This window comes from Kineothrix sp. IPX-CK, from assembly GCF_039134705.1.
Classification (GTDB): Bacteria; Bacillota; Clostridia; order Lachnospirales; family Lachnospiraceae; genus Kineothrix; species Kineothrix sedimenti.
In genome coordinates this window covers 2,140,275-2,167,169 of the sequence record NZ_CP146256.1, presented here as the reverse complement: position 1 = coordinate 2,167,169, position 26,895 = coordinate 2,140,275, and the positions used below count along the sequence as shown (strand labels likewise).

Sequence of the window (26,895 nt, the reverse complement as noted above, 5' to 3'; positions counted from 1 at the left end):
TTGCCTTCTATATCTGCTTTATCAAGAGCACCGCCAAAGCATATATCATCGGTGCGGTAAAGATAACACTGTCGAAGCGGTCCATGATTCCTCCATGTCCCGGAATCAGGCGTCCATAGTCCTTGATCTCATGATTTCTCTTGATTGCGGAAGCCGCCAAATCTCCTATTTGGGATATTACCGCCCCCATCATGCTGATAATCACGAATATCCAAGTGATTTCTTGCCCTTCCACTACTTTTTCCACAACGAAATATCCGTACAAGCCTCCCACCAACCCGGAGCCAAGTATTCCTCCCACAGAACCCTCTATCGATTTCTTCGGGCTTAGTTTCGGTGCCAGTTTATGCTTTCCAAAAAGCATTCCGCTTACATAAGCGCAAGTGTCACAGATCCACGAGCCTACAAAAATCATCCATACGATATATACGCCATTAGGAAGTTCCCTCGTCAAATAAATAAAGGAGAACATTACCGGCGCGTATACGAAACTAAAAAACGCGGACATAATTTCCCCTGCCTGATACTTCGGAAAGGAAAATACGTATACAAACATATATGCCACAAGAACGAATAAAATACAAAGGAGCTGGAATACCGCCTCTTTTGCAAATACTACCGTCCCGTAATAGCATATGATTCCGGCGTATCCTATCACAAGAGGAGCCTTGATCTTCTGCCCCTCCTCACATATCTTACAAGCTCTGCATAATTCATAATAGGCCACAAGAGATATGAATAAAAGAATGGCTGCTAGCAGATAACCTCCCTGCAAAAGAGTAATGAGCGCAATAATAACGAGCACTGCACTGCTGAACAAACGTGTCATAAACATACATCATTCCTCCTTAAGCAAGCCATATCGTCTGTCTCTCATAGTATATGCTTCGACGGCTTTTACCAATTCTTCTTTTGTAAAATCCGGCCAGGGAACAGGCGTAAAGTAAAGCTCCGTATAAGCCAGCTGCCATAGCAGGAAATTGGAAATCCTCTGCTCGTTGCAGGTTCGGATCAATAGATCCGGCTCAGGAAGCTCTTTCGTATCCAGCGCTGCACTTAATGTTTCTTCCTCAATATCCTGCACCTTAAGTGCTCCGCTTTGCACTCCGCGTGCGATTTCCCTTACCGCCCGCAGGATCTCATCCCTGCCGCCGTAATTCAGCGCTATCTGAAAATGCAAGCCGTCATTATCCTTCGTTGCAGACTCCAACTCGTCGATCCTCTTTCGGATATCTTCGTCCAGCCTCGACTTATCGCCCAGAATCCTGACGCACATTCTATTTTTCTCCGCAGTCTTTAAGCAGGTCTTCAAATAATTGCGCAGAAGCTTCATCAAGGCATCTACCTCATCCTTAGGCCGGTTCCAGTTCTCCGTGGAAAAGGCATAAACGGTAAGATATTGTATTCCCATCTTATATGCTTCCTCACAAATGATCTCCACCGCCTTCGCGCCCTGAACATGTCCATAATTTCTGGGCATTCCCTTGCTCTTCGCCCAGCGTCCGTTTCCATCCAGAATAATCGCTACATGTTTTGGAATTTTCAAATCCGTCTGATTCTTGTTCTCCTGCATTTCCTGCTCCTATTTCTTCTCACGAACGAATGCTTCTCTCGTGATACCTACAAAAGGGACAATGCGATTTCTATCGACTGTCCCTCTTCATTTTATATTATTATACTTTAAGGATTTCCTTGGACTTTTCATCGATCAGCTTATCGATATCCTTAATGAACTTATCCGTCATCTTCTGCAGTTCATCCTCAAGCTGCTTTATCTCATCCTCTGAAACATCGCCCTTTCCTAACTTCTTGAAGGCTTCGTTCCCGTCTCTTCTTATATTGCGGATTGCGACCTTGCCGTCCTCACCCTTTTTCTTAACATCCTTTACCAGCTCTTTTCTGCGTTCCTCCGTAAGCTCGGGGAAAACGAGACGAATGCTTATGCCGTCATTACTAGGCGTAATTCCTACATCAGAAGCCATAATCGCCTTTTCGATATTTTTAATAAGGGATTTTTCCCATGGAGCGATCTGAATAATTCTCGGTTCAGGCACCGTAACGTTACCCACCTGTTGAATCGGAGTAGGTGTTCCGTAATAGTCTACCCTGATCTTATCCAACACATGGGGATTTGCACGTCCTGCGCGAATGGAAGCATAGTCCGCTTCTAAAAATTCGAATGCTTTTTTCATTTTCGCATCATAAATTTGTAATTTCTCGTTCATATGTCAACCTCCGTAAATGATTCTGCTTTTTCTGCTATCTCTATTATTTCTATAACCTCTATCTATACCGTTACCTTTGTTCCGTTAAAATTTCCCTTCACAGTATTTACAATACTGTTTTCCTCATTCAAACCAAACACCCACATAGGCATCTTATTATCTCTCGCTAAAATAGAAGCGGTCATATCCACCACCTGAAGGTTCTTGGCGATTACCTCGTCGATAGTCACTTCCCCGTATTTTTTCGCATCCGGATTCTTCCTCGGATCGTCATTATAAACGCCATCCACCGCCTTTGCGAGCAGAATGACCTCGGCCTCCACCTCTACCGCACGAAGAACCACTCCCGTATCCGTGGAGAAATAAGGATGACCCGTTCCTCCAGCGAAAAACACTACCTTTCCCTGTGAAAAATATTTATTGGCCCTGTCCTTCGAAAAAAGCTTCGTAAAGGAACCGCATTCAAAGGGAGTAAGTATCTCCGTATTCATTCCGGCAGAACGAAAAATTTCGGAGGTATATATACAGTTCATCACTGTAGCCAGCATACCTATCTGATCCGCCTTTGTTCGGTCGATATTTTCGCTGGAGCGTCCCCTCCAAAAGTTACCTCCTCCGATCACGATTCCGACCTGAATACCGTCCTCTACAAGTTGCTTAACCTGCAATGCCACTTTTCTGACCGTTTCTTCATCAAACCCCGTTTTCTTATCGCCGGCAAGAGCTTCACCGCTGAGCTTTAATAAAATTTTTTTCATGTTATTTCTTCCCTTTATTGAATTCTTCGAAGAAGTTCGCCGGAATTATATCGGAATAGCACTGCGAACACATACCCTCGATAACCGCTCCGTTGTTGATCTGCACCGACTTCGAACGGATATTGCCCATGACAATCGCTGAAGAATCCAAAAGCACTGGACCGTGTACATCGATGTCTCCCTTTACTGCTCCAGCGATTACCGCGCTGGTCGCAAAAATATTACCTATAACGACAGAGCTGTTTCCTATCTTCACGCTTCCCTGACTGTTAATCTCCCCTGTCACCTTGGCATTTTCAGCATAAATTTCTGAAGCCCTGGAATCGCCTTGTATACACCCCGTAACGTTCAGCTTTCCGAGCACCTCTATGTTACCGATGACCGTTCCGACCAAGTCCATGGAACCCTCCGAAGAAATGTCACCTCTTACCGTCATTCCTGCGGTTATTATAGCTACTTCATCCGACACTTTTCTCTCTGTCGTGTCCGGCTCTGGCGTATGATAATTTACCGTATCCGGCTTTGGTTGGATATCCGACGATTCGTTTAAATCCGTCATGCCAAACTGCCCTTTCGAATTCTCCGCTTCAGTCTGCGTAGTCACAATTTCCGGCTTGACAGGCTCATCGGGAGCCTTTCCATCCGCCGGCATCAGCTCGTTCACAGCCTGCGATAAATCATCTTTTAAATCCGTAAAAAAACCCATACCATTCTCCTCCATCTGTTCCGGATACTTCTTTCGTCATTGCTTTACACAATTCTAATATATTGTATCACATCTATTCTTTAGTGGAAAGAGAGAAAATGAAAAAAGAATGCCTAAGCATGCGGAAGTCTCATAATCATCTCCGTGCCTTCTCCCTGCACGCTGTCGATATCCAATCTTCCCCCTATTTTCTCAAGTCCGCCCACTACGGCATCAAGCCCTACTCCTCTACCAGAATATTCCGTCACCTTCTCCTTTGTGGTAAAGCCCGGATAGGTAAGGAACCGGTAGATTTCCTTGTCCGTATATTCGTTAATATCCTTATGTACAAGTCCCTTTCGGCCGGCCTTATCGAATATTATCCTCTTATCGATACCCCTTCCATCGTCCCTCACACAAATAGAGAGAATGCCGTCATCTAACTTTGCATCTATAGAAATCCTGCCTTTTTCTGTCTTCCCCGCCTGCGAACGCTCGTCCGGTCCTTCAATTCCATGATCAGCAGCATTGCGCACCAGATGAATCAGCGAGTCGGAAATGCACACGATCGTTTTTCTGTCAACCTCCAGATCCTCACCCGAAACGCTTAGCTCTATCTCCTTGTCCAGCTTTCTGGAAACGTCGTATACGAGTCTGTTCATTCTGCGAAAGGTTCCTGCAAGGGAGGTCCTTCTCATCTGGATTACCGTATCCTCCAGCTCATCCGTTATTTTCAAGAGCTTTTCTTTCATTTCCTGCCAATCCGATTCCTCCGGCGTATTTTTCTCGGCCTCCATCAGGTTTTCCACAAGCCTTGTCAGCCTATCCAGTTTTCCTTCGCTGACACCTATGATAGTTTCTTCCTTTTGTACGCTGTTTTTGATTACATAATCTCCCGGACTTGGCTCCACCCCCAGATCGATGATAGAAGGCAGTTTATCCGAGCGTTCTTCGGCGGGAGCTATATAGAACTGGCTGGGTTCCACATACACGTTTTCAGGAGGAAGTTCCCCTCCCTCTTTCCGTATTTTCGCCTTCCATTTCACTAAAAACATATCGATACATTTTATGATCTCTTCCGGATCTCCATCCGGATTTCTCACTTCCTTTATCTTTATCAGCTCTTCTTCGATGAAATCCGATACCATAAAGATGTATTTCGTCAGCTCCTTTGCCGCTATCTCCTCCGAATAGGCCTCCCTTAAGTAATAAAAAACATCCTCCAGTTTGTGCGCCGCAGCCGCTATATTATCGTACATCATAATGCCGGAAGTACCTTTTATCGTATGCATGATCCTGAAAATTTCCTGAACGCTCTCTTCATCCAGAAACTCTTCGTTCTTTTCCAGAAGGACTATCGTCTCCATCTGTTCCAGCAATTGAAAACTTTCATATAAATACATATCGAGCATTCCGTCGGAACCATAGCTTCCTTCCATTGTCTTCCTCCTCCAGTAAGAATGTTCTATGTGATCAAGCCTATTTTCTTCAAAAGAAGCTCAAATTTCTCCGTGTCGACAGGCTTTCCTGAATAAGCGGTGCAGTTCATGTTAAAGGCCTTCTTTACGTTTTTTTCCTCATTTAACGCTGTGGTCATAATGATTTTAACAGCTTTGTCTCCTTTTATCCCTTTCTCTTTTTCAATTTCCCTAATTTTACAAAGAGCCTGATAACCGTCCATTTCCGGCATCATAACATCCAGACAAATAAGCTGATAAGGGTCTCCTTCGGCGAGACCCATTTGAAAAGCCTCCAATGCCTCTAGCCCGTTTACTGTGATGTCACAGTCTCCGTAACGGCTCAAATATTTGTACATAAACTTTCTGCTGGCAAAGTCGTCTTCCGCTAATAGTATCTTCATTATTTTCCCCCCTCTTCTACTCCAACAGGCTATAAATCTTGTGGGCTATATCACATAAAGGCAACTGGTATCTCACCGCACCAATATCATAGGCTACTCTAGGCATCCCGTATACCACGCTGGTCGCCTCGTCCTGTCCTATGGTGACAGCTCCGCTGTTTTTCATTGACTTCATGCCTTTGGAACCGTCACCTCCCATGCCTGTCAGTATGATACCGATGGAATCTGCTCCCGCCGTCTTCGCTACCGAATCGAACAGCACGTCCACCGACGGACAGTGTCCACTGACTTTTTGCTCTTTTTTACATTCCACACAGTATTCTGAGCCGGATTTCACAAGGCGCATCTGATAGCCGCCCGGAGCGATAAGCACTTGTCCTCTTTTCACCGCATCTCCATCCTTGGCCTCCTTTACCTCCACCACGCACTGATTATTCATTCTGGCTGCATACATCTCAGTAAAGCCCGCGGGCATATGTTGAACAATAACCACTCCCGGAATATCTTTATGAAAATGCTTTATAATATCATAAATAGCCTCAGTCCCTCCGGTAGAAGCTCCAATAGCTATGATACAGTTTCTATTGCTCAGCCTGTCCCATCTGACCGGCCTGCTCACTTCCGCTCGATGCAGTTTTCTCACATCTACGGAGGCGGCAATTTTTATTTTGGCAATCAGCTCCTGCCTTATGAACTCATTGACAGTGGTTCTCGACATGTTCACCGGTTTGTGAGCGAAATCCACCGCTCCCGCTTCCATTGCATCGAATACCTTATCGTCCATGCCGCTTAGCATGATTACCGGCATTGGATACTGAGGCATCATCTTTCGAAGAAATTCAATCCCGTTCATCTTGGGCATTTCGATATCAAGAGTCATAACATCCGGTTTACACTGCGGGATGAGGTCCTTGGCCTCAAAAGGATCTCCCGCCACGCCAACTACATCTATATTTGGATCTTCATTCAGTCCTTGTACCAAAAGATTCCGAAATACAACGGAATCCTCAACAATCAATACTTTTATCTGACGCATATCCTGTCCTTTCTTCTGCCTGAAAATATGTGGTGCCGCCGATTAATTATGACGCAGCTGCTTATGTACCTTCATAAATATGTCCACAATGTGGGGGTCGAAATAGATTCCCTTGCATTCTTCAATAATCTTAAGGCTTTCCTCTATCGTATATGCTATTTTATAACACCGCTCACCCGTCAGCGTGTCAAAAATATCGATGAGCGAAACAATTCTTGCGCAGAGGGGAATATCCTTTCCCTTAAGACCTTCGGGATAACCAGTGCCATCCCACTTTTCATGATGATACTTTGCGATATTGATCGCCATCGGAAGAAAATCATTCTTCTCCGCATTCTCATGAATTTCCTCCAATATATGAGCGCCGATTTCCGCATGCTGTTTAATGACCTTACGTTCCTCGCGATTGAGCTGCCCGGGTTTTAAGAGCACCTCGTCGGGGATTTGTACTTTTCCGATGTCGTGAAGCATCGCCGCAACACCTATCTTTTCGATGAACCCTGCTGTGATCTCCTTCTCGAAAAGGGGACTAAACTGAAGGCTCTGCGCTAAAATCCGGCTGTTGTACCTGATGTTTTCCAGATGATTGGTTATGGAATTGTCTCTTCCCTCCGTAACCTTGGCAAGAGCATACAAAATATTCTTCTGCTCTGCTTCTATCCTCTTCATCTGCTCGTTCACCAGACAATTGAGCTTATAATTATAGGCTTTCATTTCCTCCTGAAGCTTGTACATCTTCAGGTGATTCTCAATTCGCATGGTAACCTCTAAGGGTTCAAAAGGCTTTACGATAAAATCTACCGCCCCCGCTTTAAAGCCTCTGATTTTGCTTTCACTGGAATCCATCGCAGAAATGAATATAACCGGAATATCTCTGGTCTTCTTATTTTTCTTCAATATCTCACATACTTCATAGCCGCTCATCTCCGGCATGGCAATATCCATCAGGATAACCTGGGGAGAGGATGATCTGACAATTTGCAGCGCTTCCTTCCCGTTGGCGGCCAAAAGCGGCTCATGACCCATCTTCCTTATGATTTTTTCAAGAAAAAGGATGTTCATCTTTAAATCGTCGACTACGAGTATCTGCGCATTTTTCTGATTCTTCATTTCAACATCCATAGTGCATCTCTCCGGTTCTCTCCAAAATCAGCCGTTCCAGATCTTCATAGAGCAGCATACTCTTATCGTAATCTTCTTTTCTGACTGCCATTTCCAGCTTAAGAGCGGCCCTTTTTACATCCGTATCTGCGTTTTTAAGCAGCTTGGACAGTTCTCCCGCCCAGAATTCCGCTTTTTCCCACGCCCCCAGCTCAATGCAGAGCACTAATTTTTCCATTCGTCCAGCCAGCTCATTTTTGTTTTCCTTCGAGCCGAAGCAATAACATTCTTCGATTTGTTTATATTGTGCCTCCTCACTGTGCTGTCCGAGAAATTGCTTGATTTCTTTTTTATATTCCGCCCTGCAGTCTGTCATCTCCGCCGTATGGAGGCGTACCGAGAAGGAGAAATTACTGCCCCGCCCTTTCTCACTCTGCAAATATATCTTGCCGTTCATAAGCTCCACCAATTCCTTGCTGATGGTAAGCCCAAGCCCCGTTCCTCCGTATCTTCTCGTTATAGACGTATCCACCTGAGAGAAGCTCTGGAACAGACAATCCTGCTCCTCCTTTGAAATACCGATTCCAGAATCCAATACCATAAAAAACAGCTCTATTTCATCGCTGAACCTAAATGTCACAGCAACCTCAATACGGACAAAGCCCGCAGCGGTGAACTTCACCGCATTAGACAGCAGATTGTTCAATATTTGTGTCAGACGAAGCTCGTCACCGATCAGTATCTGCGGAACGCTTTCATCCACGTTTACAGTCAGCTTAAGCCCCTTTTCATTTATCGTCGCAAGATTTGCCGACACAATATCTTCCATCATCTCCCGCAAATCGAACTTACGATTTTCCAGTTCGAACTTGCCCGACTGCAATTTTGAAAAGTCTAAAATGTTGTTGATGATCGAGGACATGTTGTTGCAGCAATGCTCTATGATATCCAAAGTTCGTCTCTGCTGCGTTGTAAGATATGTATCCTTTAAATTTTCCACATGTCCCCTGATTCCGTTTACCGGAGTCCGCAGCTCATGGGTGATATTGGCGACAAAATCGTTCTTAACCTCCATCGCCCGGGAAGCAACTTCCTTGATACGTGATACTTCGTTGGCCATCTCCCGATTGACTTCCATATTCAAAGCGAACAAGAAATATCTGCAGTTTTCATTGTCATATTCTATATGGAGCCTGACGCTAAAGCAGGTGCCGTTGTCCCTGTAAACTGCCGTCTCCTTCCGGTTCTTCAAGTATTCCATCACAGTTACAACATCGCTCCCGCCTTCGAATTCCTTCCGCAGCACTTCCGCGATATTGATACCGCATAGTTCCTCTCCATATCCCAGTTCTTCACCGGCGGCCTTGTTATATTTCAAAATATTTCCATCACAACCGAAAACTATAATGATTTCCAGCGCTTCCTGCATGAGAATTTCCATCACACTCTTTTGTTCCATATATATCGCCCCCGCCCATACTTACTGTTACTATTTTACCAAACAAGTTATCAAAAAAACAGCCCTTCTTTCGAAAAGCTGTCTTTTTTATATTAATATAACAGATCAATATATTCAATTTGTTCAATCAGCGCGCGCCCTTATCGTAAGGAATACCGGAGGCTCTCGGAGCCTGTGAATTTCTAGAAGTAAAGATGAGCACTACGAGAGTCGCAATATAAGGTATCATCTTATAGAGATAACTGGGTATGCCCAGTCCTTCCAAAAAGGGGATCCCGGAATAAGCTGCTGCTATCGCCTTCATCAGGCCAAAAAACAAAGAGGCCCACAGAATCTTCACCGGTTTCCACTGTCCGAAAATGAGTACCGCCAAAGCTAAGAATCCATAACCTGACACCGTAGCGTTGAAGTTGGTGGAAGTAGGTACTACGAATACCAGTCCCCCCAGTCCTCCCAATGCTCCCGATAAGACAACGCCGGCATACTGCATTCTGTACACGTTGATTCCGGCCGCATCCGCCGCCTGAGGATGTTCTCCGCAAGCACGCAGCCTGAGCCCGAACCTCGTCTTATACAGAACAAGCGCCGATATGCCGAGCACCGCGAATCCCAAATAGGTGGTAATATATGTGTTCTTAAAAAGCAGATCACCGATTACCGGAATATCCCCGAGAAGGGGCACCTTTGCAACACGGAAAGTATTGGTGAACTGAACCTGCTGTACCCCCTGAATAACTCTGGCTACGAAAATTGCGAAAGCCGGCGCAAAAAGGTTAAGAGCTGTACCGCTGATAGTCTGGTCCGCCTTCATATTAATTGCAGCATAAGCATGGAATAACGCGAATATCCCTCCCGTCACCATGGAAACGACAACGGCAATCAATAGCTGCCCCTGCCCGCTCATACTGCCTCCCGTCAGATTCAGAAAAAGAATTCCGGTAAATGCGCCCATGGTCATAATCCCTTCCAAAGCGATGTTGACAACGCCGCTTCGCTCGGAAAACATACCGCCCAGAGCCACTATCAAGAGAGGGATCATAAAGAACATCGTCTGCTGGAAAATAAAATATACTACACTCATTCTCCCTTCCCTCCCTTCCTCTCACTCTTCGCCTGCCTGCGGCGCGCAGTCTTTGCCATGAAGGATTTCACGATCAGTGCAAAAGCACTGAAATAAATAATAACGGCTACGATAATGTCGATAATCTCGGTGGAAAATTCATATAACTGTAAATAAAAGCCTCCCGCCGTCAGATAAGCGATAAAGATTCCTGCGAACAAAACACCGATAGGATGGCTGAGTCCCAGCAGGGCTACGGAAATTCCGGTAAAGCCCTCTGACGCCAGCACATCCACGATTTCAATATGTTTGCCGGTACCGGCCAAATAAAGAAGACCTCCCGCAAGTCCTGAAATCATACCTGCTATCATCATAGAGAAAACAATGTTCTTCTTTTCATCGATACCCGCATAACGGCTCGCTTCCCTGTTAAATCCTACTGCACGCAGTTCAAAGCCGAAAGCAGTTTTATTTAAAACTAGATAAATAATTAATACCACCAAGATAGCGATCAAGATACCCCCATTTACGCTGGAACCGGGAAATAGTTTATCCATTCCCATCTTAGGTATCTGGGCGCTTACCGCCACATTCTTTGATTCGTTCCGCATGCTGTTGAATAACACCTTATCCGCCTTTACACTCCAGTTCACCGCATACATGCCGATATAGTTCATCATGATGGAAGAAATCACTTCATTTACATTGAAAAATGCCTTTAGCAAACCGGGAACAACTCCCCATACGGCACCGCACACCGCACTGACCAACACCGCCACGATCCAGTGTACGGAGCCCAGAGAAGTGAACACTATGCCTACATACACCGCTCCGAATGCGCCTACAATAAACTGCCCCGGTGTTCCGATATTGAAAAGGCCGGTCTTAAATGCAAATCCCACAGATAAACCGGTAAGAATGATCGGTGTTGCGTAGTAGAACACCTGTCCCACACCCTTAAGCCCATGAGTAAAAGCTCCCGTCAGAATGGTCAAAAAACCCGGAACCGCCTGAGAAGCGTTGCAAAACAGCAATACGACAAACCCGAACAGAAGTCCGATGACGATTGCAAATACCGAAGATACCGGTCCGGTCAGATTTATATTTCTCTTCTTTTTCATTACAAACCTGCCTCCTCTTTTTTTACCTGCCTTTTAGAACCCGCCATGTAAAGTCCTAATTCCTGCACCGTAATTTCCTTCGGGTCCAGTTCCGCCACGATGCTTCCTTCAAATATGACGAGAATTCTATCACTCAAGTTCATAACCTCATCAAGTTCCAATGAGACTAATAAAATACCTGCTCCCTCATCTCTCTGCTTGATGAGCTGCTTGTGGATGTATTCGATTGCCCCCACATCCAGACCTCTTGTGGGCTGGACTGCCAAGAGCAAATCGGGACCTCGTCCGATTTCTCTGGCTACAATGGCTTTCTGCTGATTGCCTCCCGACATGCTTCTAACGATAGTTGCCGTTCCTTCCCCGCTTCGGATATCGTACTCTTCGATCAGCTTATCTGCATATTCATATATTTTCTCGTTCTTAAGAAAACCGGCCGTTTGAAATTCCGGTTGAAAATATTGCTGTAAAATAAGGTTGTAAGCCAGATTATAATCGAGCACCAAGCCGTGTTTATGTCTATCCTCAGGGATATGAGAAAGGCCGTGGGTGTTTTTATAGCGGATGCTCTTGTTTGTCACATCCTCACCGTTTATCATCATCTTGCCCTCGCTCATACGCTCGATACCGGCAATCGCATATACTAACTCTGACTGACCGTTACCGTCGATTCCAGCAATACATACGATTTCACCTTTTCGAACCTCAAAGCTCACATCATTTACCAAATCCTTCGTGTGACCTTCCTTTTTGGTCTTAACAGACAAATGCTCTACGGAAAGCACTACCTCCTTTGGCTTCGCAGACTGCTTATCGATGGTCAGATTTACCTTGCGCCCTACCATCATCTCGGACATCGTCTCCTTGTCCGTATCCGCCACTTCGATAGTGCCGATATATTTGCCCCGGCGCAGTACCGTACAACGGTCCGCTACCGCTTTTATTTCATTTAATTTATGAGTAATAAAAAGGATGGATTTACCTTCCTTCGTCAGATTTTTCATTATGATCATCAATTCATCGATTTCCTGAGGGGTGAGTACCGCCGTAGGCTCGTCGAATATCATAATTTCGTTATTGCGGTAAAGCATCTTCAGTATCTCTACTCTCTGCTGCATTCCTACCGTAATATCGGAGATAAGAGCATCAGGCTCAATGAACAGATTATATTTTTCACTCAGTTCCACTACTTTCCTGCGGGCATCTTCCATGCGAAGGATACCGCTTTTCACAGTCTCTATGCCGAGCACGATATTTTGAAGCACAGTAAAATTATGTACCAGTTTAAAGTGTTGGTGTACCATACCAATTCCCAGAGCATTGGCATCCAAAGGCCCCTTTATCTTAACCTCCTGGCCCTTTACCTTGATAATCCCCTTCTCCGGCTGGTACATACCGAAAAGCACGCTCATCAGAGTAGACTTTCCGGCGCCATTTTCTCCAAGCAGCGCATGAATCTCGCCCTTTTTCAACTGCAGGGTAATATTGTCGTTAGCAATAATCCCCGGAAATTCTTTTGTGATCCCCATCATCTCAATTACATAGTCCATATGTTTTCCCTCATCCATTCCTTCTGAATATTTCTATCTAAAATCAGACTTTTCATATGGCTGGTCTGAACCAGTATTCTGGTTAAAAAAGGGTGCTTATTCAAATAAGCACCCTTTTTGGCTATAACTCAAATTTCCTTTAAATATCCTAACACTTAAGTTTATTCAACAAAGGTAACCTTTGCCGAAGATAAAGTAAGGTCTGCTGTCGTCGTATCGGATACATCATTACTAATCGTAATGGAACCGTCTACAAGACTCGCAACAATTGCATCATAGTCGGCCTGTGTGAAGTTGGTAAATTTGGAAGTATCCATAGGAAGTCCGATACCATCGTTCTCTGCTGAGAAAATAGTTGTAGAACCACCCGGGAAGCTGCCGTCATAGAAAGCCTTGATTCCGTCATATACGGAAACAGAGAGCTTTTTCATTGCAGAAGTGATTACAGTGTCGGATTCATAGGACTGATCTACGTCAACGCCGATTACTTTCGCATTAGCTTCCTCTGCCGCTGCCATTACGGAGTTACCTACCGCACCACCGCAGCCAAAGATAACTTCGGTTCCGTTCTGGTACCAGGAAGCTGCCATAGCCTGTGCTTCCGGAGTAGCCGCGAACGCCCCCGTATAATGATACATAATATCTACATTAACACCCATCTCAGTAGCAGCCGCATCAGCACCCTGAACGAATCCATAACCAAAACGAACTACTGCCGGAACAGCCATACCGCCCATGAAACCGAGCTTCGTCATTCCATCCTTCACAGCCGCATAACCTGCAAGATAACCCGGCTGGTCTTCCTGGAATAAAATAGCCATGGTGTTGCTTCCTGTAACATAGTCAGAGTAATCCTCGCTGTGAGGTTCACCGTCCAACAAAATGAAGGTTACATCAGGATATTGCTCCTGTGCTATGTAAACAGGTGTTTCAAATAAATATCCGGGACATACAACAAGCTTCGCTCCGCCTTCAACTGCAAGACCAATAGTCTCTACATAGGAATCTGTGGTAGCTTCCTGAGGCTGATAGTACTTGTAGGTAACGCCCGCTTCTTCTGCATACTGGGTAAGACCTTCCCATGCACCCTGATTGAAAGATTTGTCATCGATCGTTCCAAGGTCTGTTACCAATGCGAGTTCATAACCGCCTGCCGATTCTTCGGTTGCAGCTTCTGTCGTCTCTTCGGTCACTTCCGCTTCGGGCTCAGTTTCAGCTGTCTCGGTAGTCTCCGTTTCAGCCGCAGGGGCTGTCTGTGTACTTCCGCATGCCGCTAACGAGAGAACCATCGCGCCCGTAAGAAGCATAGCTAATACTTTCTTCTTCATAATAAAACTTTCCTCCTTGTTTTTGAAATATATTTCCTATAATTTCAATACAAGTATTTTAACATGTTTTGCATGACATCGTCAATGAGAGCTTAAACTTATTTAAGCATTTTCTTACGTATTCGCGATAATAACTGCTTCTACCGCATCTGCCAAGTCCTCGCAGCAATCACATACCGTTTCGAAGGAGCGGTAAATCTCCCTCCAAGCCATTACTGTATAGGGATCAGCATTCTCTATGGAAAGCTTTCTTATATTTTGGATATAAAGATCGTCGCCTTTTTCCTCCAGACGGTTGAGCTCAATGATATGATCCATGATCTTTTGTGACTTCTTATAATCGTGCACCTCTCCCAAAAGGCCCTCCGCCGCATCACAGCAGCTTGAAATGAGTTCTGCAAAGGGAACCACGTCCGGTCTCAGTTCCATAATATTCCACGTATATAAATTAATAATGATATCTTCGATAGAATCCGTTACATCGTCAATGCAGTTGCTTATCTTTACGATATCGTCACGATCGATGGGAGTTATAAAAGCCTTAACGATCTCCCTCGTCATCTCATGCTTCTTCGAATCGCCCATATGCTCAATTTCATGAATCGCAGCTACATCCTTTTCGATAACGCTGTGATTATAATTTCTTATAATATCCTGCAGCTTGTCGGCCGCCATTTTAGAAATGCGGATACTCTCCAAAAAATTCTGAAAATAAAAACTATCTTTTCCCTTTGCCACTTTAAATCCTCCTTTTGTAATCAACCGAACAAATTAAAAATTTTCACTGCCACAAATGCGATAAGACCGCACCCCGGAAATGTCAGGATCCATGTGAATACCATCTCCTTCACCACTCCCAGATTGACTGCCGACAGTCTCTGCGTAGCACCTACTCCCATGATAGATGTAGTCTTGGTATGGGTAGTGCTGACCGGAATACCTGTAAGCGATGCCACCAGCAAGGAAAGCGCTGCGCCCAAATCAGCGGAAAAGCCTTGATAAGTATTCAGCTTTACCATATCCATACCTACCGATTTTATAATCTTACGTCCTCCAATAGAGGTGCCAAGTGCCATTATCGTAGAACAAAGTACCATCATCCAAATAGGAAGCTGTACGTTTCCCGTAGTCTCGCTTCCGTTTGCCAGAAAAACACCGAGCATCAGCACTCCCATGAATTTCTGACCGTCCTGCGCACCATGCATGAACGACATGGCCGCTCCTCCGAAGACCTGAGCCCCTTGAAAGAAGCTTACCGTCTTTCTTCTGTCCGCATTTCGGAATAAGAACTCTGTCAGCTTCGTGCATATGAAACCGCTGGAAAATCCTAATATGGTGGAAAGTACGAGGCCATAAATAACCTTCATCCATTCCGAACCGTTTATGCCGCTGATTCCGCCGTGCAATGCGATGGCTGCTCCGGATAAGCCGGCAATCAGGGCATGGCTCTCGCTGGTGGGTATTCCGAAATACCATGCTGCCACAGCCCATATAATAATCGCAAAAAGTGCTGCACACAGCGCGAGAATCGCCTCGTCCGTAGCTCCGTCAAAATTTACCATGTTTTTAATCGTCATGGCCACCGTGGAGTTAATGAGGGTCATAACAAATACTCCGAAGAAATTAAACACCGCCGACATCATAATCGCTGCCCGGGGCGGTATGGCGCGAGTCGCGATACATGTCGCGATTGCGTTCGGAGCATCTGTCCATCCGTTTACAAATACCACACCGCAGGTTAAAATAACGGTAATCAAAAGTACGGGGTTCTGTACGACCTGCGAAATGAAGTCAACAATGTTCATATTACGTCTCCTTATCAAGCTGTATATGTTGTTATAATTCCCCTAAACAAGCATACTATATTCAACAAAAAACTACTGCCGAAATCAAAGTACCACGTTTACTAGAATATCACAAGCCGACAAATGTATCAACAAAATATTCAAAATTCAGCTAATTAAATCCAAAATTTTATGCTCTATTGCCTATGCATCGACTTTTGCTTATGCAATAGGAGGTAATCCTATTGCATAAGCAAAAGCACCGCCATACCTTAGTATCGGTAATCTCCGGCGATGCTTTTAGCACTATATCAAAATTACAATTACTCCGCTTCGGGATATTCGTTGCAAAGGAATCTATAAGGAACAATATCCTCTTCAATTGCAGGAAAACGGCCTACCGGCGGATTAAATCTATTATCCGTATTGTCATCGTTGCACATAGATACCTCTCCGATCAAAACATCCCCGGTTCCCGGTTTCACATCGAAGTCATGGTACTGGTAAGGCCAAAGCGTAATGCTTTCTCCGGGCTTAAGTTCTACTCCGGTTCCCGCAGGAACATAATAGGAGCGTCCGTCGGAATTGACACATACGTCAGTGTCTGCCAGTTCTTCCTTGTCGTCGCTGTTGTACACATGAATAATTAGAGTTCCGCCGCCTCTGTTAATAATATCCTCCGATTTCTTCCAGTGGAAGTGCATAGGGGAATGCTGGCCTTCCTTTAGCATCAAAAGCTTCTCCGCATACACTTTTTTATACTTCGGGTTATCCTGTCCGCCGTTTCTGAGCGTGATCAGAGCGAAACCTACCTTTTCCCAATTGCCAAGGCCATAATCCGTTATGTCCCAGCCCAGCATATTGTCCCTTATTTCGTCATATTCATGTCCCTTTTCTCTCCATTCCTCAGGAGTCCAGCCGCAAAAGGGCGGCAGATGAAATCCATTTTCTCTTACAAGCTTTTCCATTTCCTTGATACGCTGATTGATTTCCGAACGTTTCATAACCTTTCTTTCCTCCGTCTTTTTTATATTCTTCTGTATTTATCAACCGATGTCGTAAATGCTGCGTACTCCTACTCTCTTCGCCTTGCCGGATATAATCCTTACTCTTTTTTCTCCAGCTTCCATATCGAAATAGTTATCGGACAGAACCCAGTCCTCCTCCTCATTCAGAAGCTCTACAGAAGCGGCGTAAGCTTTGGCGGTCACGACGATTTCCTCTCCTTCTATACGGGCCGTAAGCTCGGGATCAGCATATTTATGGAACTTCGGCATGGAAAAAATTACGCTTCCCTCCGAAATCACTTCACCTTCCTGCACACACGTATAAAAAACATGATCCTCATACAGCCTTGCGTGAGGCAAATCCTCTTTTTCCAGCCACACGCTGCTCAGTGCCGGAACGAATACTTCCTCTTTCATCTCTTCTCCGATGACGCAAGAATACTTGTCTCTTAAGCTGTAGCATACGGTAACTCTTCTATCCTCTCTCGTCTCATTGGCAACGTTCAGATGAATACTTTTTTCCACCTCGTAAGGCCGTGCGTTGGGATTGGGGTTCTGGGTCAGAAGCCCTTCTTCGCAGCAGGATACCAAAACAGGTGCAAAAAATCTTTTTTCAAAATAGTGCAATGCTTTCCAGCGCCCAAAGTAGTCGATAGAGGACCACGACGCCACCGGCCAGCAGTCATTAAGCTGCCATACGATAGCTCCCATACACTGTCCCCTGTGCCGTCTCCAATGCTCTACTGCGTAGCGCATCGCCTGCCCCTGCATCAGTTGGGAGGCATAAACCAGCAAGGAGAAGTCTTTGGGATATTTAAAATACTGGGACATATAAACCATCATTTTTGCATATCCGTTCTCACTTCTTTGATGTTTCTCCATCACATAGGAAAATACGTTCCTATCCTCAGGCAGAGTAAAGGCCTCGATGGTCTTTAAGGACGGGAGAGACTCGAACCCGAATTCCGAAGCGTAACGGAAGTTATGCTTTCTGTAATCGGGAAAGGGCTTGTATCCATGCCATACCTGCCAGTAATGAGCGTCTCCTCTCGTCTCGTCCTGCGGCTCGTCGAAATCTCCTCCTGAAGAAGGGCTGGACGGCCAGTAGAAGGTATCCGGATCTACCTTTTTCACTATTTTAGGAATGACGTAGCTGTACATCCGCGTATAGTCTCCGCGAAGTCTGGGAATCTCCGTATAGCCGCACAGTATCATATCCTCCATTTCGTTGTTTCCGCACCAAAGCCCAAGACAGGCATGATGGCGGATTCTTCGGACATTCTGCGCTATTTCATGGGAAATATTTTCTTCGAACTCCTCTGTAAGAAGATACGTAGAGCAGGCGAACATAAAATCCTGCCATATGATGATCCCCAGTTCATCGCAGGCATCATAAAACCAATCGTCGGGATAATATGCGCCGCCCCATACACGAAGGGCATTGTAATTGGCAAGAGCACATTGTTCCAGAAGCTTCCTCGTCTTCTCCTCTCTGATTCTCGGCAGAAGGGAATCCTCAGGGATATAGTCTGCTCCCATAGCAAATACAGCTACTCCGTTCACTTCATGAGCGAAACTCTCTCCCCACTGATCCTTTTCCAGACGCATTTTCATCGTGCGGAGGCCGATACGGCGTTCCCACATATCCTCTGTCTTTCCGTCTATCACCGCCTCCACCTTTATCGTATATAGGTCCTGCTTTCCATATCCTCTGGGCCACCAGAGGGAAGGACTGCATATTTCTGCTTCCTTCGGCGAATTCTTAAGTACAACAGATTCTCCGTCGGGAGAAATGATGGTGACACGGTAGCTGCTTTCCTCCGCCTTCCACACCTCCAAATCCACATGGAAATAAAGCCACACTCTGCCATTTTCATGTTTCTGTCGCAGATGCACGTCCAAAAGCCTTCCGTTTTCTCCGCCAAGCAGGGTAACCTGTCTGAAAATCCCCATATCGGGAAGCTTAGGCGCCCAATCCCAGCCTGACATACAGCTTGACTTGCGAAGGAAAGGGAAGCCGTCCAGCGTATCCGTATTGCAGGGAATCGCTCCGTGCAGGGCAATCTGCTCCTCCATATAGCGCGTAGGAGAATACAAACGCACTTCCAGCAGGTTCCCCTTTTCCTTCAGTATATTTTCTAAAGGAAATTCCCATGTTCTGTGCATGTTAAAGGTCTTTCCCAAGAAAACTCCGTTTAAGTATATTTCAGCCAGCGTATCTATGCCCTCAAAATTAAGCCACTGTTTTCCACAGGAAAGCAGCGTTTCCTCGGCATCGAAGGTAAGCCTGTATATATAATCCTTTTCAGACAGCGGAAAGGCCTCCTTCTCGTTGTCCCGGTAAAAGGGATCCTCTATCTCTCCATGAGAAAGCAAGTCCGAATACACGGAAAAGGGCACCTGCGTGTCCAAAAGCCTATCGTTCCATAAAAGCTGCCAGCCAGTCGTTAATTGTTGTTTCTTCATTCCTTATCTCCAATCTCAAAGATATCCTATCTTGGATATTCTAACATGGATATATTATCCTAATCCGATATCCCCGCTCCATAAGTCCTTTTCGCCGTCCCAAAGCATTATGCGGGCCCTTCCAGGGTCTGTCTTATATTCCATTTTCCTGTTCCAGCTAAAAAACGTTTCCTTTCCCAATTGAATCCTCGCCCGTACTCTCTCCCCCGGTGCAAGTCTCCGCTTGTCAAAGGCAATCAGTTCTTTAGCTCTCGGTATAACACTACCCCTAAGACGGTTTATAAAAACCATCGGCACGGCCCATACGGTACGGTCTTCATCGTTTTTTATATCGAATTCCAGTACCATATCGCCTTCACATGCTTCATCCGGTCGTAATTTGAAGTCCGAATACTTTGCGTCCCCGTATCCTAGTCCATAGCCGAAAGAAAAAAGCGGTCCGTCCTCGCCGTCGCAGTAGTGCATGGCGTCATAAGAACTCCTGTAATTATAATACGCCGGAAGGCGCTGTGCACCGCGAGGAATGGATACAGGCATTCTTCCCGAAGGCGAAACCTCACCGAATAAAAGCCCGGCAAGCGCCTTCCCACCTTCCGGTCCGGGATAAAACGCGTACATAAGCGCGTCCGTTTCCTCTATAATTCCCTGAAGATCATAGGGTCTTCCTGCAATCACAACCGTTACCGTCTTTCTCGCAGCCTGATATACGGCCAGCGCCAGCGCCAGCTGCTCTTTCGGAAGCTTGAGTGAGGATAAATCCACGCCTTCGCCGCAGTCCATCTTCGCCTTCTTCTTCCGATCCGTTATGACCGCTCCATTTTTATCGAACTGCGCTTGCCCGAAGCGGCTGGAAGAACCGCCAAGCACTAGCAGCGTAACATCGCTTTCCTGCGCAGCTTTTATTGCCTGAGAGAACAATCCTTCACGGTCAGGATACGGTTCACCACAATGTGAAAGCTGTTCCTTATCATCTTCTTCGCCGCAGCCTTTGCACACTGTGACACGTATCTTTCCTTTTTTTTCTGCAAATTGTAAGATTCCCTCCGCAACACTCGAACCCGTCCCGGGTCTCAACGGCGGAGTATAATCTCCCAGCTGAGAATAAATGTAAAGCGCATCCGGGCCAATTACCGCAAGACTGCTTATTCCGTCCTCACTAAGAGGAAGAATGCGGCTGTCATTTTTTAATAGGACAACGGACTCCTCTGCAAGATACCGGTTCTCTTGGCAAGCCGAAAAATCAAATTTTCTTTTTTCCTCCTCCAGATAAGGATGCTCGAACAGCCCTCTTTCAAACTTCAGCGTCAGTACTCTAAGCACCGCTTCATCCAGCCTCTTTTCCTCAGCCAGTCCGCGGCTTATCGCCTCTTCCAGCAAAGTAAAACCGTTATCCCACAAGGACATATCCACACCGTTCATAAGGGCGCCGGCGCCGGAACTCATCGTATCGCCGGTAAGCATATCCAGCCGATCCACGGCAAAGCCGTCCGCCATGACAATTCCATCGAACCCCATTTCCTCCCGCAGCACCTTTTTCAACAGCCAGTCATTGGCATGGCAGGGAATTCCGTCTATTTCATTATAGGCCGCCATAATTCCAGCAACCTTTTCCTCCACGCTGGCTTTCGCCGCAGGCAGGTGAATCTCCCGAAGCTCTCTCTCACCGATACGCGCCGCGCTGGCATTCACTCCTCCGGTAGTCTCACCTTGGGCAGCGAAATGCTTCGCCACCACACCTACTCCCTCCGCCTGCACGGCTCTCACCACTGCCGCCGCCATAACGGAAGCAAGATAAGGGTCTTCGCCAAAGCACTCCTCACTCCTTCCCCATCTGGGATCTCTGAGCACATCCAGCATGGAGATGAGCGCAAGATCCACGCCCATTTCCTTCATCTGTATACCGCAGATATGATATGCCGCCTCTACCAGCGCCGGATGAAAGGTAGCACCCATCGCCAGATTGACAGGAAGCAAATATCCATCCAAAGCCTGATGCCCATGAGGACATTCACTGGATAAGAGCGCAGGAATCCCGAAACGGGAATGGACTATGACATATTCCTGCATTAGATTATAGGCCTTAATCGCCGTTTCTCCAAAAAGTCCGTTTTCATAATCTTTTCCAGACCAGGGATCGGCCCGGTACAGCCCGTAAAGAGCTCCCAGCCCTCCCCACAGCTCCACCTCCCGCTTAAACTCATCGGAAAGTTGCACGTCCTCCCCCATGCGGAGGTAGGCATTAAAGCCATAAAGCCGTTGATTGAGCTGTCCAACCTTTTCCCTCAGGGTCAGCCTGCTCAGCAAATCCAGCGCTCTCTCTTTCGCAGGGCGTGACACATCCTTATAGATACAGACCTCTTGTCCGTCCTGAAATATCTTGTCCTCTTGCACCATGATACCATGCCTTTCTCATAACTCACTCACTTACAAAATCACCTTGTAGGTTTTGATTTCAAAGGGCTTTATGGTAAACCGGAATTCTTTGTCCGTATATTCTACCAAATTATCTTCTTTCTCTTCTATAAGATTGCACTCGCAAACCTTTTTGATCGTCTTGCCCATCCCAAAGGATACCGTACCTCGGGTCTTTGCATTTTCATATTCGTACATACGGATGATGATTCCCTCTCCGTCCTCCGACACTTTTACCGTCTCTATCATGACATTTTGTGCATCCACCGAAAGAAGGGATTCCTTAACGCCCGCCTTACCGGATTCCACAGACAAAAGCGGCACATTCAGGCAGTAGCTTTCTTTTATTGTATCACATTCTCTCAAGCTGCCCGCATGAGGATATAAGGAGTAGGTAAAGAAATGCTCCTCCTGGTCCGTTACCGGATTCGGCTCGATACCGGACTTGATCAAAGTAAGTGTCATAACGGAATCCTTTACTGAATATCCGTACTTGCAATCATTTAGTAAGCTGACGCCATAGTGTCCTTCCGAAAGGTCCATCCATTTCTGCCCGCACGACTCGAAGCGCGCCATATCCCAGCTCGTATTCGTGTGAACCTTTCTCGTAAGATTGCCGAACTGGATATCGAAGGATGCCTCATCCGTATGGATGTCCACCGGAAAATGCACCTTCAGAAGATGCTGATGCTCCTTCCAGTCCACATATGTCTCGAAATCGATTCTCGGGCTGTCCGCATAGAAATAAATCTTCTGATTTATCAAGGAATTGCTCACCTCGCGTTCTATGCTAAGAACCGTACAAACCGGTCCCTCTTCCAGCCATTCAAGCTTCTTGACAGCTTCTGCCTTCCAGCTTTTCTCAGTATGGTAAATATCGATATCCCAGTTATCATAATAAATGGGCTTATCCTCATACATCTTAAAGAGATTGCCTCTTTCCCCCTCTTTCAACACTTCTCTTTCATTCTTCTTATCATAAATGGAAGTAAAGAGACCGTTTCCGTCAAGCTCTACCTTATAATAAGGCGTTTCCAGACTTCCGCCCAATCGTTTGAAGGGACTTTCCACAGCTTCTCCCGCCGCCATTTCAAAACTTTTGAAGCCTTTAGAGGGTATATCTGCAAGGAAAGCGACTGCTTCATTTTCCATGTTCTGAATCGGATATACATGACCCTGCGCATCCTTTAATACGCCCTTACACTCCTTAGGAAGACGCACGATATCATTTCTGTCAAAACCGAGGGTATTGAGTACCGTAACCGCTTTTCCTTCTCCGGCGAGCGCCTCGATTCTCTCTGTAAGCAGTTCATTTCCCGTTACAGCCAATTCCTCATACTCCTTCTTTGTCACTTCATATACTTCATGAATGGAGGAACCGGGAAGAATATCGTGGAATTGATTGAGAAGTATCGTCTTCCACATTTTATCGATTTCTTCTTTCGGATAGGCTATGCCCTTCCAAGAGGCCATTAAGCCAAGCAGCTCCAGATTCATCATCAAAAACTCGCTCTTTCTGTTAGCGCGCTTATTTCTTGCCATGGAGGTATAAGTTCCCCTATGATATTCGAAATACAGCTCACCCTCCCAGGTAGGAAGCCTTCGGTTATCCTTAACACGTTCAAACAGTTCTTCGAAATAAGTACCGGAGAATTCCTGACGCACCTTAGGTATGCCTTTGATTCCCTTTTCCATTCTTTTGGAGGTTTCCAGCATTTCTCTCGTAGGACCGCCGCCCCCGTCCCCGTACCCGAAGGAAATTAAGATGTCGTTATTTATTTCCTTATTCTGGTATCTCTTCCAGCCGCCCATAATCGCGTCAGGATGAAGCATTCCGTTATAAGTGGTAAAGAAGTCATCGCTGCTCTGACCTACGCCAAGCGTCGTTATCAAATGAGTAAATACAGATGTTCCGTCGATGCCCTTCCAGTTAAAGGTATCGTAAGGCATCTTATCTATTTGATTCCATGCCAGCTTCGTGGTCATGAAATAGTCGATGCCGCTCTTTTTCATAATCTGAGGCAGAGCTCCCGAATATCCAAATACATCAGGAAGCCACAGGATTCTACAGTCCACACCGAACTCTTCTTTGAAGAATTTCTTTCCGTACAGGAATTGGCGTACCAGAGACTCACCTGAGGTTAAGTTGGTGTCCGCTTCCACCCACATACCGCCTTCCGGTTCCCAGCGGCCTTCCTTTACCCGTTCCTTTATCCTCGCATATAAATCAGGGTAGCGCTCTTTTAAGAAATCATAGAGCTGCGGCTGGCTGGACATGAACTTATAGTCAGGGTATTCTTCCATCAGTTTCAGTACCGTGGCGAAGCTTCTTCCTACCTTCTCTCTCGTCTGCTCTACGGTCCACCACCAAGCTACGTCGATATGAGTATGTCCGATACAGGTTGCGATTACCTCTTCGTATCCGCCCATATCTTCATACAGTGCCTTTTCCAGATAAGCATCAGCCTTTTTTATGCTTGTATAAAAAGCTTCTGAATAGGGTGTGCGAAGATCCAAAAGATTCACCGCTTCGTTAAGCACCGTCTCAATATCCATTCTCACCTTATCATCTTTCTCCATGCGGCTGAATGCCTGGAGCGGAACGATCAAGTCATAATACAGCTTTTCTATTTCAAGATCCACCTGCTGCATCTCCATGATCATATCGAACTCCGCATGCAAGGTTCCCGTATACGCCTGTATGTCCAGCTTCCATGTCTCACCCGCTTTAGCTCTTGCGGCAAGCGAAACGGTGCGGTGGTTCATATCTAAACCCTGCGTCTCTTTTCCGTCTACAAATAATAGAAACTGAGGATTCTTCCCGTCGTCCCATTCCTCGATCTGAGTCTTTACATGAAGCCGAAGCGCTTTTTCATTCCATTCTCCGGGAACGGTATAATCTGCCTTAAACCAGTAGTGCCCGTCAGGACCGTACCACTTCATCGTCTTAGGGCAGAATTCCTCCCAAGGAACTTCGCTTTTCTCTGCTTCGGACGGATAGAAATATCTGCCCTTTTTATAACTGATGTTTTCTATGGGAGAAGCCTTTACAATCGTAAGCCTCTTCAATTCATCACAGATTACCTGTATTCTTTTATCGATAAACCACATATGACTCTTCCTCCTACAATCCTTTCAAATCCCTTAAATAATCGGCATACCAGAAAATCACCTCTCCAATGCGGTAAAGTTCCGATTCCCTGCTTACCGTGTGCCACAAAAGCTTATATTGATAATACCACTTTTCCAGTTCCTCCGCAGCCTGAAATACATCTTCTGTAACATAGCTTTCCGTTTCGGCGTTCACAACGATTCCCCCGATGCGGTTAAACAGCTTCATTCCTTCTGCCGCCAGTAAATAGGGATAAATTCTCTTTCGCATTGTGCCGTCCATGAATTTCGTGCATCCCGCAAGCTCCTGTACGCAGACATCTATTTCCCGATTTTTCTCCGGTATGGTTTTCACCCGTTCTGCAGCTTCTGCCAGAACTTCTTTCTTCCTGGAGACATCCGATTTAGAGCCTTTTTCCTTCCAGTAAACAGCGTTTCCCCAGCCAAAGCATTCCTGCTCCCCCAGCCTTCCTGCTATATTTAACAAAGTGCCGGAGGAATCTCCATACTCCAGGGAAGAAATGGCCTCATTCATCTCCTCGTAAGAAGGAAGGCCGCCGTTCCACGAAGCCGCCGCACCGTAAATAAGCCCCGGAATGCTGAATGCCGGATGGTTGATATGACCGAAATCTCCCCAATCCGTATTGAGCATCCCTTCGGCTTTATATTTCATTGCATATTCACACATCCTGGAAATGTTTTCGTAGGAATTCCTTTGCAGGTTCAAAAGCTGGTTCCATCCCGCTACACCGGGACATACATATTGTCTCACTCCGTTTTCCGCATAAATGCGGGTAGAATCCTCTGTCTGATTATATGCATAGCCCCAGTTCAGGCATACCGTCCCCTCCGGCAGCCGATTAGCAAATTCGGGGAAATCCAGCATGACATCACCCCAAAGCATAGGAATGCGACCGTTTTCAGCAAGAAATCCGCACAATTTCTCCACATATTCCATGTAAAGAGCATCAACACCCTCCTGCGAGGCCCTTTCCTTATTTCTTCCTTTTCCCAAATCGAAGGTTTCATCCGCACAAATATTGAATTTCCCCGAGGAAAATAACGGCATATACTCGGCGATCATTTGCTTGACCAGAGAAAAGCTCTCCTCGTTAGAGACATCTATGGTATGATGGGCCATTCTGTCCATAAAGCTGAAGGGTTTCCTTCCCGCATCCGTCAGCTCACAAAGATATCTGTATTTTTTTGTATTCAGAAGCTTATACAAATGTCCAAAGGTAGAAAGGGAAGGAATAAGTTCAATCCCCCTCTCCATACAATAGGCATCAAGCTCCATGATCTCCTGCGCGCGCAGAGGAGTATCGTCCCTCCACATCTCACTGAGCTGCGCAAAAAGAAAGCTGTGCTCTATATAGAGCTGCATCTGATTCATCTTATAAAAGCTCAGCGTATCCGCCAAATTCTTCAGCCACTCAAGCGTCGGTACTCTGCCCCTCGTCACATCGTGAAAAAAGCCTCTGTTAGGAAGAGACGGATAATCCTCCATGCAAAGGCAGGGAATACAGGCACCTTCCTGACGAAGAATCTGCCGAAAGGTCTGGATTCCATACAGAAGTCCGTTCTCATCTCCGCCTTGTATATAAATGCCTTCTTCACTGACATCAAACAGGTAATGCTCACTCCCAAGAGTTTCCCTCACGCTGAGATTTATCGTTCCTTCTTTCGTTCCTTTTACGATCCCATAGAAAAAGCCCAGTTCGTCTATAATATCTTCCTGGAGCAGCTTCGCAAAACCATAAGCCCTTTGCGAGCAGGAAAGCGGTATTTCGACGGTTCCGCAGTAAGGCAGATAATAGAATCCGTCATTTATTGTCAATGCTTTTGGTTCAGGAATCAGATACATTTCACACCCCATACTTTTTAAAAAGGAGCATTCTCCTAATGCTATTGAAAATGCTCCTTTGTTAATATAA

At 45.9% G+C, this 26,895-nt stretch carries 21 protein-coding genes; all 21 read right to left on the bottom strand.

The window, feature by feature from the left end; translation table 11 throughout:
• Positions 1–7 precede the first annotated feature (7 nt).
• Positions 8–835: a phosphatidate cytidylyltransferase gene (locus V6984_RS10495; RefSeq protein ID WP_342759733.1), complete on the bottom strand. Its 828-nt coding sequence runs from the start codon at positions 833–835 to the stop codon at positions 8–10.
• Positions 836–838: 3 nt separating this feature from the next.
• The gene (locus V6984_RS10490; RefSeq protein WP_425324242.1) at positions 839–1,573 is read right to left on the bottom strand and encodes an isoprenyl transferase; all 735 of its coding nucleotides are present in this window, start codon (positions 1,571–1,573) and stop codon (positions 839–841) included.
• A 100-nt stretch (positions 1,574–1,673) separates the two neighbouring features.
• Complete coding sequence (frr, locus tag V6984_RS10485) at positions 1,674–2,225, bottom strand: ribosome recycling factor (protein ID WP_342759732.1); 552 nt, start codon at positions 2,223–2,225, stop codon at positions 1,674–1,676.
• A 62-nt stretch (positions 2,226–2,287) separates the two neighbouring features.
• Positions 2,288–2,983 (bottom strand): UMP kinase, encoded by a 696-nt coding sequence (gene pyrH / locus V6984_RS10480; protein ID WP_342759731.1) that lies wholly within the window; start codon positions 2,981–2,983, stop codon positions 2,288–2,290.
• Position 2,984: 1 nt separating this feature from the next.
• Positions 2,985–3,689: a polymer-forming cytoskeletal protein gene (locus V6984_RS10475; protein WP_342759730.1), complete on the bottom strand. Its 705-nt coding sequence runs from the start codon at positions 3,687–3,689 to the stop codon at positions 2,985–2,987.
• A gap of 113 nt (positions 3,690–3,802) precedes the next feature.
• Positions 3,803–5,107 (bottom strand): chemotaxis protein CheA, encoded by a 1,305-nt coding sequence (locus V6984_RS10470; protein WP_342759729.1) that lies wholly within the window; start codon positions 5,105–5,107, stop codon positions 3,803–3,805.
• A 26-nt stretch (positions 5,108–5,133) separates the two neighbouring features.
• On the bottom strand, positions 5,134–5,529 hold the full coding sequence (locus tag V6984_RS10465; protein ID WP_342759728.1) for a response regulator: 396 nt from the start codon (positions 5,527–5,529) through the stop codon (positions 5,134–5,136).
• 16 nt (positions 5,530–5,545) lie between these two features.
• Positions 5,546–6,565: a chemotaxis response regulator protein-glutamate methylesterase gene (locus V6984_RS10460; protein ID WP_342759727.1), complete on the bottom strand. Its 1,020-nt coding sequence runs from the start codon at positions 6,563–6,565 to the stop codon at positions 5,546–5,548.
• A 42-nt stretch (positions 6,566–6,607) separates the two neighbouring features.
• Positions 6,608–7,687 (bottom strand): HD domain-containing phosphohydrolase, encoded by a 1,080-nt coding sequence (locus V6984_RS10455; protein WP_342759726.1) that lies wholly within the window; start codon positions 7,685–7,687, stop codon positions 6,608–6,610.
• Positions 7,677–9,125 carry an ATP-binding protein gene (locus V6984_RS10450; RefSeq protein WP_342759725.1) on the bottom strand — a complete coding sequence of 483 codons (1,449 nt, stop codon included), beginning with the start codon at positions 9,123–9,125 and terminating at the stop codon, positions 7,677–7,679. The genes V6984_RS10455 and V6984_RS10450 overlap by 11 nt, the downstream gene beginning before the upstream one ends.
• A gap of 127 nt (positions 9,126–9,252) precedes the next feature.
• Positions 9,253–10,206 (bottom strand): ABC transporter permease, encoded by a 954-nt coding sequence (locus V6984_RS10445; protein ID WP_342759724.1) that lies wholly within the window; start codon positions 10,204–10,206, stop codon positions 9,253–9,255.
• A complete protein-coding gene (locus V6984_RS10440) occupies positions 10,203–11,306 on the bottom strand; it encodes an ABC transporter permease (protein ID WP_342759723.1) in 1,104 nt (367 codons plus the stop codon). The genes V6984_RS10445 and V6984_RS10440 overlap by 4 nt, the downstream gene beginning before the upstream one ends.
• Positions 11,306–12,853 (bottom strand): ABC transporter ATP-binding protein, encoded by a 1,548-nt coding sequence (locus V6984_RS10435; protein ID WP_342759722.1) that lies wholly within the window; start codon positions 12,851–12,853, stop codon positions 11,306–11,308. The genes V6984_RS10440 and V6984_RS10435 overlap by 1 nt, the downstream gene beginning before the upstream one ends.
• A 161-nt stretch (positions 12,854–13,014) precedes the next feature.
• Positions 13,015–14,181 (bottom strand): BMP family ABC transporter substrate-binding protein, encoded by a 1,167-nt coding sequence (locus V6984_RS10430; protein WP_342759721.1) that lies wholly within the window; start codon positions 14,179–14,181, stop codon positions 13,015–13,017.
• A 114-nt stretch (positions 14,182–14,295) separates the two neighbouring features.
• A complete protein-coding gene (locus V6984_RS10425) occupies positions 14,296–14,919 on the bottom strand; it encodes a DUF47 domain-containing protein (RefSeq protein ID WP_342759720.1) in 624 nt (207 codons plus the stop codon).
• A 20-nt stretch (positions 14,920–14,939) separates the two neighbouring features.
• Positions 14,940–15,986 carry an inorganic phosphate transporter gene (locus tag V6984_RS10420; RefSeq protein WP_342759719.1) on the bottom strand — a complete coding sequence of 349 codons (1,047 nt, stop codon included), beginning with the start codon at positions 15,984–15,986 and terminating at the stop codon, positions 14,940–14,942.
• 302 nt (positions 15,987–16,288) lie between these two features.
• Positions 16,289–16,969, bottom strand: a complete 681-nt coding sequence (locus V6984_RS10415) for a D-lyxose/D-mannose family sugar isomerase (RefSeq protein ID WP_342759718.1) — start codon at positions 16,967–16,969, stop codon at positions 16,289–16,291.
• Between the two features lie 42 nt (positions 16,970–17,011).
• On the bottom strand, positions 17,012–19,438 hold the full coding sequence (locus V6984_RS10410) for a beta-mannosidase (RefSeq protein WP_342759717.1): 2,427 nt from the start codon (positions 19,436–19,438) through the stop codon (positions 17,012–17,014).
• Positions 19,439–19,492: 54 nt separating this feature from the next.
• Positions 19,493–21,832: a beta-glucosidase family protein gene (locus V6984_RS10405; protein ID WP_342759716.1), complete on the bottom strand. Its 2,340-nt coding sequence runs from the start codon at positions 21,830–21,832 to the stop codon at positions 19,493–19,495.
• Positions 21,833–21,862: 30 nt separating this feature from the next.
• Positions 21,863–24,961: an alpha-mannosidase gene (locus tag V6984_RS10400; protein WP_342759714.1), complete on the bottom strand. Its 3,099-nt coding sequence runs from the start codon at positions 24,959–24,961 to the stop codon at positions 21,863–21,865.
• 13 nt (positions 24,962–24,974) lie between these two features.
• The gene (locus tag V6984_RS10395) at positions 24,975–26,837 is read right to left on the bottom strand and encodes a beta-N-acetylhexosaminidase (RefSeq protein ID WP_342759713.1); all 1,863 of its coding nucleotides are present in this window, start codon (positions 26,835–26,837) and stop codon (positions 24,975–24,977) included.
• Positions 26,838–26,895: the final 58 nt, after the last annotated feature.